The sequence below is a fragment of the Mucilaginibacter sp. genome (assembly GCF_025359345.1).
Classification (GTDB): Bacteria; Bacteroidota; Bacteroidia; order Sphingobacteriales; family Sphingobacteriaceae; genus Mucilaginibacter.
The window spans coordinates 81,974-92,626 of sequence record NZ_JANYGQ010000008.1; the positions used below are offsets into that span (position 1 = coordinate 81,974).

Below are 10,653 nucleotides of genomic sequence, written 5' to 3' on the forward strand. Positions count from 1 at the left end.
CGCAAGGCTCAAGCCTTCCTTAACAAACGCCTAATTGATAGGGGATTCCCAATCATTCAGTTGTTTTGCCATCAAATTTTTCGTCAATAGTTTCTGCATCATTTTTGGTTTTGCGTATGATACCATCTTCATGATTAGGGGGTGAATAGATTGTATATAGCTTTAAGTCTTCCTTTTCTGATGTATTTATAACATTATGTTTTGCGCCGGCAGGAACTGTAACCGCATCCCCAGCCTTAACCTCATATTCATTGCCATCAATAATGCATTTACCCGTTCCGCTTTCAAAACGAAAGAATTGATCATTTTTTTCATGAGTTTCCATGCCAATTTCTTCTTTTGGCAAAAGGCTCATTAATACGATCTGGCTATATTTGGCAGTATACAAAACTTTGCGAAAATTGCTGTTTTCCAAAGTTTCCTTTTCTATATTAGTTTTAAATCCGTGCATAATATTAATTTAAGTTATTATTTATCGTTAAACGCTTTTACACTTTTAATTACTTGCTCAGGCATCTTTTTGGGGGCCAGGATAAAATCTGCGTACCCTGAGTCGATCACACCTTCCGGCATACTTTCCTCTTTCGCACTTGAAGGTTCTTGTGCTATTATTACCCCGCCGTTTTTCGAAATGGCTACTATACCTTTCGTTCCATCTTTTCCCAGGCCGGATAAAATAATAGCGATGATATTAAAGCTGTGATTGTGTGCCAACGAATTGAAAAAGATGTCAATAGCCCGGTTCACTTTAATGTCCAGGTCCCTTGGCTTCAATACAAGCCTTTCGCCTTCTATCGTCATTACTTTATTCTCCGGCATCACGTAAACTTTATCCGGCATAATTTCCGTATCTTCTTCCACTTCACATACCTCAATCGCCGCATGTTTCTGTATCATAGACGTTAGAAGGCTTTTTATATGCGGATAGAGGTGGGTCGTTATCACATAGGATACACCATCAGGCAGTGTATTGTCAAAAAAATCAAAAAGCGCGTCAGTGCCACCGGCGGAAGCACCTAATGCAATAAGCGTTTTCTTTTTCATAGGCATTTAAATAAATACAGTTACACAAAGAGGTTACTTGACTCTTCTTAAAAATCGTCACCCTCAATGGTAACCGGATCAAATAATTCATTTATCTGATCCCAAAAAATCCCATTAGTGATTTGCTTATCACAGTTTGTTTAATAAAAACAAAGTTATAACAACGCAGCAACGGAAAAGTGAGGAACATCATTGCTTTTTTTGCTTTTCGTCATTTCTGCCGGTGCGCCCTTATTTAACTTTGACCGATGTTTAAATTTTAATGAAATAAAAACTGAATAATCTGCACCATAGTGAAAACTTCAGCTTAAAGAAGCATCCTTTGAAAAAACCATGAAAACAGCAAGCAATTTAGGTATCTGGATGGATCATCAAACCGCCCATTTAATGGAGTTTACCACAGATCCTATTCAAACAACAACCATCGACTCCAAATTTACGCACGAGGAAAAAGAACAAACACTCGGGCGAAGCGAAAACCTGATGCATAATAAAGAGCAGCATGAACAGGCGGATTATTACCGCGAACTGGGTGAGCACATCAGGCATTACGATCATGTGCTGCTCTTTGGCCCAACCGACGCCAAAGTGGAGTTACTGAACAGTTTAAGAAAGGACCATCGTTTTGCAGATATCGTGATTGAAGTAGAGCAGGCCGATAAAATGACCGCCAATCAACAGCACGCGTATGTTAAAGCCTATTTTTCAAAAAGACTGACACTCATTTAAAAGATCAGTTATTCATGACCGCTGTCGCCAGGTGATTTATGAGAAAATAATGTCGCAATAAATGGAAGTAACAAAAACTAATGAAGTTTACGAATCCAGGTTTCTTTTTTTTACAGGAAAAGGCGGAGTAGGTAAAACCACGCTAGCCTGTGCTACTGCGGTGGACATTGCAGATAAAGGTAAAAAAGTGCTTTTGATCAGCACAGATCCCGCCTCCAATTTGGAAGATGTATTAGGCACCCCTGTAGGCGATAAAATAACCCCTCATAAAAATTTAAACAACCTATTCACCATAAATATCAATCCGGAGATTTCGGCAGAAGAATATCGTACCAGGGTGACAGACCCACTTAAGGAAATTGTATCTGCCGAAGAAATTAAAAAAATCAGGGAAGGACTATCCGGAGCTTGTACCACTGAAATTGCATCGTTTGACGAGTTTTCACGGTTTATTACCGGGGAGGGGCTTTCAGAAATATTTGATACGGTCATATTCGATACAGCGCCGACCGGGCATACCATTCGCCTCCTGGAATTGCCCGCTGCCTGGGAGAATTTTCTTGGGAACAATCCTAACGGCGCTTCCTGCATAGGGCCTTCTTCCGCCTTAAAAAGCAGTAAAGAAAGATATGAAAAGGTGGTGTCGAGCTTAAGGGATGCCTTGCAAACTACTTTTTACCTGGTTACTCGCCCCGAAACCTCATCGTTGAAAGAAGCAGCAAAAACAAGCCAGGAGCTGATCGACTTAGGAATGACCAATCAAAGATTATTAATTAACGGAGTATTTCAAGCAACGGACAAAACAGATACGGTTGCGCTGCAAATTGAAAAGATAGCGGAAAAGGAATTACTTGAAATGCCCGGGACGTTAAAAAGCTTAGCGTCTATAAATTATCCCTTGTTGCCCTACAATGTACTGGGCCTGGAAAAACTACGATCTGTATTTAACGGTGACCTACAAAGGAAAATTGCAACAGTTGAGACCTCAAACTTAAATGATATTAACTATCCGCTGAGTAATTTGAGGGAATTAGTTGATGAACTTGAAAAAAATAATGACGGCGGCTTAATTATGACCATGGGAAAAGGCGGGGTGGGTAAAACAATAGTAGCTGCGTCAATAGCAACAATTTTAGCCCACCGTGGGCACACGGTTCTTTTAACCACAACCGATCCGGCTGCACATATAAAAGACTTCATGAACCAATTAGCTATCATTCCGGAAAATTTAACGGTTGAAAGGATTGATCCGAAAATTGAAACGAAGAATTACGTAGATAAAATTGCCGCCCAGAAAGGAAAGAATTTGGATGAGGAAGGTAAAAAACTATTGCTTGAGGACCTTAAATCGCCCTGCACAGAGGAAGTAGCTGTATTCCACGCATTTTCTAAAGCTATTCAGCGCGCTAAGCGGCAGTTTGTGGTTATGGATACGGCACCAACAGGCCATACATTACTGTTACTTGATACAACCGGTAGTTACCATAAGGAAATTATGAAAAATATAGCTGTAGATTCCGGAAAGATCACGACACCCTATATGTTATTGCAGGATAGCAATTTTGCAAAGATTCTGTTAGTCGCTTTACCGGAAACAACCCCGATGAGAGAAGCTGAAGCACTTCAGAATGATTTGAAAAGAGCGGGGATTGTTCCTTATGCATGGGTCATCAACCAATGTCTATCCGCCATAGAAAATTTAAAAGACCCGCTTTTAAAAAAACGGGCGTCATCTGAAGCGCCTATAATCAAAAATATTGCTGATAATTTGTCAAAAAGAACCTTCGACATTCCATACCTGACCGAAGAAAAACTGCTGCCGGCAATCATTTCACTTTATGATAAAACGGCAATACCTGCGACATGACATTTTAGCGGTGTATGAAGTTACTAACTACCTGCGGGGACATGTCTGTAACAAGCACTGCAATTATCGTCTTTCCTTTATTTTCCACCCTATCACTCCCCGGCATAACGCCACGTCCCGGCTTTCACATCCAAAATCCAGGGCTTCGGTTCCGGCAGCCACAGCTTCCCGTCGCCTATTTTTACCGGCATCCACAAATAGCGCGAATCCCACAATTTAGCCGGATCCCATTTATCGCCCATAAAAATTACGGTGGTATCTTTTTTACCGGTTATTTTAATAAACATGGTTGATTGTGCCCCGTAAGTTTTGGCAGCAGGGGGCGCTATATCAGTAAACTCATTCCAGGGCCCCGCCAGCGACACCGCCGTAGCCACCTTATTCGGGTTAGGCGACCACCCAGTTAACGCGGAACCCACCGCATAGTATAGTCCTTTATAATGCACTATGGCCCCGCCCTCCAAAGGCAGGTGGATAAACGAAACCTCTTTCTCCACATTCAAATAATCGGCAGAAAGTTTGGCGATATAAAACCCGCCGGAGGGGCGGCATTCAAATACCAGGTAGGCGCTGCCATCATCGTCGATAAACTGTCCTATATCACGGCTCTCTTTTTCCAGCGGCCTGAACGAGCGTACATATTTAAACGGCCCTGTTGCTTTATCGCTTACCGCTACACCCACCCGGGCGTAATCATAGGCCCATTTATTATGCGATATGCCTTTAATGCCGCCGTCGAGGTGCATATACATCACAAACTTTTTGGTTTGGGCATTGTAATAAACCTTGGGCCTTTCCAGCACCCAACGGCCGGTGAGCATGGAGTCGGGTTTGGCCAGCGCGATGGCATCGCCGTTAAACTTCCAGTTCATTAAGTCGGTTGATGAATAGCAGCTTACATAGCGGTAGTTGGTATCCAAGCCCTGCCGGCGTTCTTCGCCATACCAATACCAGGTGTTTTTTAGCTTTATAATGCCGCCGCCGTGCGCCTGTATATGCTGGCCATCGTTATCGGGCCAAATTTCGCCGGGCCTTATGGCCTGTTGCTTTTGGGCTATAACGGGTAAAACACACGCAAGGATAAATACCAGGCAAAACAGTCTTTTCATCGTCTTTTAGTTTGAGTGACAGGGATACGTTAACAAACCGTACCCCACAAAGATAGGGGCAGGGGGCATTAGTTTATGTAGTGTCTTTGTGACAATTAATAAAATTCACCCATGTTGATGTTCCGAAGGCTGAAAAAGCGCGGGAATGTGCGGTTCCCTCCCTTTTTCGCCCTTGTTGGTGTTGTCACCAACAAGCAGGATGAATATTGTGATGTACAAAGAGCCCGCGTAATCTGCCGGCTTATTGGATATCACAACCTAATTGGTTTTGTTGGTGACAACACCAACAAAGGCGGAAGTGCAATTGGTTTTAACAGGGCTCTTCCTGTTGCAAATTACTCTTCTGCGGTCTGCACTTTTTTCTTCCGGGTGGTCAGTCTCCTGGCTAACTTGTTTTGTTTTTTTTCTTCGTCTCCTAAAATAATGCCCCAGGGGTGCAGGCTTTCCACCCGATCGAAAATGATCTTGAGCACCGCAATAACCGGGATGGAGAGGAACATGCCGGAAATTCCCCAGAACATTTCGCCGATGACCACCCCAAGGATAGTAACCAGGGCGTTGATCCGGACCTTGGAGCCCACCACCAGCGGCAACACAATATTACTGTCGACCAGGTGTGTAATCACAAAGGCTATCAACACATAAATTACTACAGTGCTGTCCTGCGAAGTACCCAGCGTTACGGTGGCGCTCAATACCATCGAGGAAAAAATACCGAAATAGGGTATAAGGTTAAAAATGCCGGTGATCAGCCCCAATAAAATGGCATACTTTACCCCCAGCACAGAAAGCGTTACGCTCACTGCAATGGCTACTATCGCCATTTCAATCAACAAGCCGGTGATGTATTTACGGATAATCATCTGTACCTGCTCTATAATTTCATGCACTTTTGCTTTATTTTCTTCCAGGAACACCGATACCAGGAATTTCATGATGAGTTTGCGGTAGAGCAGGAAGAAGAAGGTATAGATAAATGTAAATACGAGGAATAAGACCATAGACGAGAGCGACAGCAATGTGGTACCCACTGCGGCTGCGTCGGGTGCGGTTACTTTGCTGGTGGCGGTATTAACCACGTTAAGCTGTTTGCGGCGAGTAATATGAAAATGCTCGGACACCCAGCCCCTGAAATTATACATCGACCGGCTGATCTGCGCCTGGAATGCGGGCCAATCGCTCACCAGGTCTGCTATCTGCGAGCCAATAACATAGATGATAACCCCAACTACGGATAAAAATAATACTACAGCGATCATGGACGCGGCGCTTCGGGGCAAATGCATTTTTAGCTCAAAAAACCTGGCCAGCGGCAATAATAATATGGAGAACAAACAGGAAAATAACAAAGGCGACAGGATTTCCTTCCCCAGGATGACCAGGCAACCGATGGCAAAAAGGCTAAAGAGCACACAAGCCAGTTTGATATAAAATGGTAGTTGGGTAAAAGTTTTCAGGTCCATATAAATAATGTTGATGATGTATTACGCTTTGGTAATGAAATTGTTTGCCCGAATTTGTGAAGTCGGAATTACATTGCCGTCGAAGAAATTTTCGCCAATAAACAAAGCGGGCTTAACCACTAGTAAATCTACCTGTTCTGCTCGCTCAGCCAGTGAAACTGCCTTTCAGCCAGCTGGAAATGCCGTTTTGTTCGTTTAAGCTCCACATACAGGCTATCCTTGCCCCGCAATCCTGCCAACGTAATGGTGTTGCTATCCGGCGTTGTGTATTTAAACTCAATCATATAATTTTTGGCGTCAAATTTCTTTTTAAAGCCAAGCATATGTTTGGCGGTGTCTAATCCGTATAAAAAATATCCCCGGTTATACCGCTGTCTGAAAAGTGTATCGTTTGATTTTACACTGCCTAGCCCGTCCTCAAATATCAGGTCCTGCCAGCGTAGTGTGTCAAGCGGCGAGAACGGTATGTCCTGATTGTTCAGCCGGTACCTGGTAACGGCATACACGCCGTTTTTTACAGGCTGCTTAGCAACAGTATTTGATGTTGATTGGCTATAGCTTTGGTAAAAAGGCATTACCGCCGCCACTATAATAATCAGGCATTTTAAAACCACCCGGGTAACGCGCATCCATTTTTTTGTGTACCTGAAGTGGTATATGGCGCCGACAGGTGCGGGTTTGTTTAGTATAAAAAAGTCAATGAGCCGCCCGCTTTCATTCGCCAGTAAAAACAGGCAGGTAAACACCATCTGCATCGAAAATATTTTCACAGGGATATCGTAGCAAAGGTTCAGCATCATCACATTCAGGAATACGCCGGTGGCCATCAACACACCCAGCGATACTGTGCGGCGGTTGAGCAGCAATAGCGCGGCTATAAACTCCATCAATCCTGAAAAAAATTGGTATGGCTGCGAGTATCCTATAAAAAACCACGAAAAACGCATGGGTAACAGGTCGCCAAGCGGTGTGGCCAACTGGTGGAGGTTCGGGAAAATCATCTGCTGGCCAAACAGCTTAATGATGCCATAAGTAAACGCCACCAGCACCACGTAGTAGCGGGTAAACAGGCAAAGCCAATAGTTTAGATGGGTGTAATTACTCCGCTTTCTGTCAAATACCGACCAGATGATGGCACCCAGAACTGCCAAAGCCAAATAAGTCCATAACCGGGCCCACCCCATGGACGTATCGCCGCTGCCATTTTCGGGCACCAACACCGGCCGCACATGGAAAAACAGCGCATTTGCCTCAGTTGTCAGCCAGTCGGTAAGTTTGCCATAGTACTGGGTTACAGTACTTACGAAAGGGATACCGTCGAACCAGTTGACAGGCGAAATTTCTAAAGCGAGATAGATAAAAAAGAACCGGAAGATTATTTTTCTCCAAAGCGGCCAGTGCGGGTTTTCGGCAGTTTGCATAAATTGTAAAAGGTTTTATCAATGAGTTTAACTACTCCCAAATTATAAATTTATTTTAATAATATCGTATTCGCTGTTAATGAGCTTTTTAGCAAAAAAAAAACCGCAAATCGCAATTTCCAGGCTTTAAAGATAATTTGATAGGGAAATCAACTGAGTCGGAGTTATTTGCAGGGCCTTCGCCGGGCTGTACCCTTTAACCAGGTGTTTTGCGAGGTTCTACACAATGCCATTAATTGCCAATTTTAAAGTTCCTTTACATACATTGCTTTCACATCGACAACCGTGTACCGCTGCTTCCCGTGGCAAAGCTGGAGGCCTATATTACCATCCAAAAAGCCTGCATCATGAATAATGTCTATAGTTTTAACGCCATTTAGCCATGCCTGTATATGGTGGCCTTTTGCGACGATGTAATAGCGGTTCCATTCATTGGCTTTTACCAGTTTGACAGCCAGTGAATCGGGGTATTTTTGAACCATTTCTGCACGGCGCTCTTCCCAAAGCGAGCCCCAGTAACCTTTTCCCATGTCTACCTGGTAGCCGGGTACAATATCGAAACTGGCCGGGTGTACCCGGATACAAACACCGGAGTTTGCTTCTTCGTTACCCGTCATTTTAATCAGCAGGTTGAGTTCAAAATCCTTGTAGATTTTTTTTGTATAGCCATAGTGATGCTGGTCCTGCGCCTTAGTTTCGCCATGCAGCACGCCATTGGTCAACTGCCAGTATTGAGCTTCGGCATTCCAGAGCGTGGTATCCAGTAAATTTACCCACCCTTTGCCCGCAGGTTTATCGTTATAGAACTTACCCGCAGCGGGTATGGTTATTTTTAAAGGGGTATCCTTTTGGGCAGACGCCGTAGAATAAATGGCGGTGATAAAAAGGCTTATTGCACACAACTTTACAACGGCAGTTTTGATTGATTGATACATCGTTAAGGTTGAATTGGTTTACGATTTATTTTATATGTGTAAAATTACCCTTTTCAGTTGTTTTACAAAGCTGCCCTAATCTATACCTTTATCAGCACTAAAAAAAATAATAAAACCCCGAAAGTTAAGCCTTAAAGATAAAAGCCCATCCGCTTTCAGCGAACAGGCTTTTATCTTTAAAAGTGGAGCCGGAGGGATTTGTGCTACCCTTGTACCGAACTGATATTCAATATTTTATAATGGCTTAATTTCTTACTCACCGAAATACTCACCGCTTTTTCAAACAGATTAATTGCAAATCTTATAGTACAAATATAAGTAAAATGACTTACATAAATGAACTATCAGGGAGACATCGATATACTTGCCTTTATGGCTGGGCTTCTTTATATTTACGGTTGGTAGTTTAAGTTACGAATTTCTTTTATAGTAAGTTGGTTCGTTTAGCAAAGCCGCCTAACTGCGCTGGTTTCAGCGGTCGTTGAAGATTATCTTAATAATACACAACCTTCTATGTTTAAACGCGTACAAGGCGGTATAATTAATTTAAACAATTAAAAAAGTATCATGAAAAAATTATTTACAGCAGCAGGGGCAGCATTAGCAATCACTATTTTCGCAGTATCATCGTCTTTTGCGCAAGCCACAGCAACAGCAACGGCATCGGCAACCATAGTAACGCCGATTAGTATTTCTAAAACAGTTGACATCAACTTCGGTAATGTGGCAGTAACAGGAACAGCCGGTACGGTTGTATTAGCACCGGCAGGTACAAGAACAGCTACCGGCGGAATAACATTACCCGCAGTAACCGGAACAGTAGCAGCAGCTTCGTTTACTGTAACAGGGCAAGGCGCTTACACTTATTCAATTACATTGCCATCGTCAGCATTGACAATCTCTAGCGGAGGCAATTCAATGACAGTTGATACTTTTACGAGCACACCGTCATCAACAGGCACTTTATCTGCAGGTACACAAACTGTTAACGTAGGTGCTACTTTAAATGTAGCCGCCAGCCAGGCAGCAGGTACATACATATCTGCTACTCCTTTTAGTGTAACGGTTAACTACAACTAATTATAAATCAATTTATTAAATGACAAAAGCGTATACTTTTATATGCTTTTGTCATTTAAACGGATTTAAAGCTTAATTTTGTAATACATCGCTTAATTAAGTTTCCCCGGATATGAAATTACTTTCCCTGCTTAAGAACTTTCGGTTCTTTTTTGCATTATTAGTTTTAGTTTTTGTTCACTTCAATGCAATGGCCCAGGGGAACCTGCTTATACTACCAAGAAGGATAGTATTTGAAGATTCGAAGAGAACGCAAGAGCTTAATTTAGCTAATACCGGTAAAGATACAGCCAGGTACGTAATATCAGTAATTCAGTACAGGATGAAGGAAGATGGGAATTTTGAAGAGATCAGTAAGCCCGATTCCGGGCAATATTTCGCAGACAAAAATTTTCGGTTTTTTCCCCGCAGTGTTGTGCTTGCTCCTAATGAAGCCCAAGTTGTTAAGGTACAGTTGACCAATACAACTCAGCTAAAACCCGGCGAATACAGGTCTCATTTATATTTCCGTGCCGTTCCTTATGAAAAGCCCTTAGGCGAGAAAGATACTGTAAACAAACCTAAGACAATAACCATCAAATTGATTGCTGTTTTTGGCATTGCCGTTCCGGTTATCATCAAAAATGGTTCGTCAACTACAATTACAAAATTGTCTGATCTATCGTTAAAGGTTGCAGCTGACACCAAACCAATATTAAGTATGAATATCAACCGGACGGGGAATATGTCTGTTTACGGCGATATAACCGTAAACTACATCTCTCCTAAAGGTGTTACGACGCAGGTTGGTCTGGTAAATGGGCTGTCCGTTTATACACCAAATACCCTGCGCAAATTTCAAATGATTTTGGATAGCTCATCTCAAATAAATTACCATAGTGGCAAATTGCAAATTATATATGCCGCCCAGGCAGATGCCAAACCGGCAAAATTTGCGGAAAGCGAATTGTTATTAAATTAATCGTAATGGTTAATTGCTGTCACTTGAGCGCTAATATAGTTACC

Annotated in this window: 10 protein-coding genes; 4 read left to right on the forward strand and 6 right to left on the reverse strand. The window is 42.6% G+C overall.

Going from position 1 to position 10,653, the window contains the following annotated elements; translation table 11 throughout:
- Positions 1 to 52: 52 nt before the first annotated feature.
- Positions 53 to 451: a cupin domain-containing protein gene (locus tag Q0R52_RS03675; RefSeq protein WP_295792279.1), complete on the reverse strand. Its 399-nt coding sequence runs from the start codon at positions 449 to 451 to the stop codon at positions 53 to 55.
- Between the two features lie 17 nt (positions 452 to 468).
- Positions 469 to 1,044 carry a chemotaxis protein CheB gene (locus tag Q0R52_RS03680; RefSeq protein WP_295792281.1) on the reverse strand — a complete coding sequence of 192 codons (576 nt, stop codon included), beginning with the start codon at positions 1,042 to 1,044 and terminating at the stop codon, positions 469 to 471.
- 333 nt (positions 1,045 to 1,377) lie between these two features.
- On the opposite strand from Q0R52_RS03680, the gene Q0R52_RS03685 reads away from it, so the two are divergent.
- Both Q0R52_RS03685 and arsA read left to right on the forward strand, forming a co-directional pair.
- Positions 1,378 to 1,773 (forward strand): hypothetical protein, encoded by a 396-nt coding sequence (locus tag Q0R52_RS03685; RefSeq protein WP_295792283.1) that lies wholly within the window; start codon positions 1,378 to 1,380, stop codon positions 1,771 to 1,773.
- 61 nt (positions 1,774 to 1,834) lie between these two features.
- Entirely contained in the window at positions 1,835 to 3,640 is a 1,806-nt protein-coding gene (gene arsA, locus Q0R52_RS03690; RefSeq protein ID WP_295792285.1) for an arsenical pump-driving ATPase, read from the forward strand.
- A gap of 92 nt (positions 3,641 to 3,732) precedes the next feature.
- On the opposite strand, the gene Q0R52_RS03695 is transcribed toward arsA, so the two are convergent.
- From Q0R52_RS03695 to Q0R52_RS03710, 4 genes are all read right to left on the reverse strand, one after another.
- On the reverse strand, positions 3,733 to 4,749 hold the full coding sequence (locus Q0R52_RS03695) for a family 43 glycosylhydrolase (protein WP_295792287.1): 1,017 nt from the start codon (positions 4,747 to 4,749) through the stop codon (positions 3,733 to 3,735).
- A 335-nt stretch (positions 4,750 to 5,084) separates the two neighbouring features.
- Positions 5,085 to 6,212 carry an AI-2E family transporter gene (locus Q0R52_RS03700; RefSeq protein ID WP_295792289.1) on the reverse strand — a complete coding sequence of 376 codons (1,128 nt, stop codon included), beginning with the start codon at positions 6,210 to 6,212 and terminating at the stop codon, positions 5,085 to 5,087.
- A gap of 128 nt (positions 6,213 to 6,340) precedes the next feature.
- A complete protein-coding gene (locus Q0R52_RS03705; protein ID WP_295792291.1) occupies positions 6,341 to 7,633 on the reverse strand; it encodes a hypothetical protein in 1,293 nt (430 codons plus the stop codon).
- A 245-nt stretch (positions 7,634 to 7,878) separates the two neighbouring features.
- On the reverse strand, positions 7,879 to 8,568 hold the full coding sequence (locus Q0R52_RS03710; RefSeq protein ID WP_295792292.1) for a DUF1080 domain-containing protein: 690 nt from the start codon (positions 8,566 to 8,568) through the stop codon (positions 7,879 to 7,881).
- A 567-nt stretch (positions 8,569 to 9,135) separates the two neighbouring features.
- On the opposite strand from Q0R52_RS03710, the gene Q0R52_RS03715 reads away from it, so the two are divergent.
- Both Q0R52_RS03715 and Q0R52_RS03720 read left to right on the forward strand, forming a co-directional pair.
- Positions 9,136 to 9,648, forward strand: a complete 513-nt coding sequence (locus Q0R52_RS03715; RefSeq protein ID WP_295792294.1) for a DUF4402 domain-containing protein — start codon at positions 9,136 to 9,138, stop codon at positions 9,646 to 9,648.
- 112 nt (positions 9,649 to 9,760) lie between these two features.
- Positions 9,761 to 10,609, forward strand: coding sequence for a hypothetical protein (locus Q0R52_RS03720; protein ID WP_295792296.1), 849 nt, complete (start codon positions 9,761 to 9,763; stop codon positions 10,607 to 10,609).
- Positions 10,610 to 10,653 lie beyond the last annotated feature (44 nt).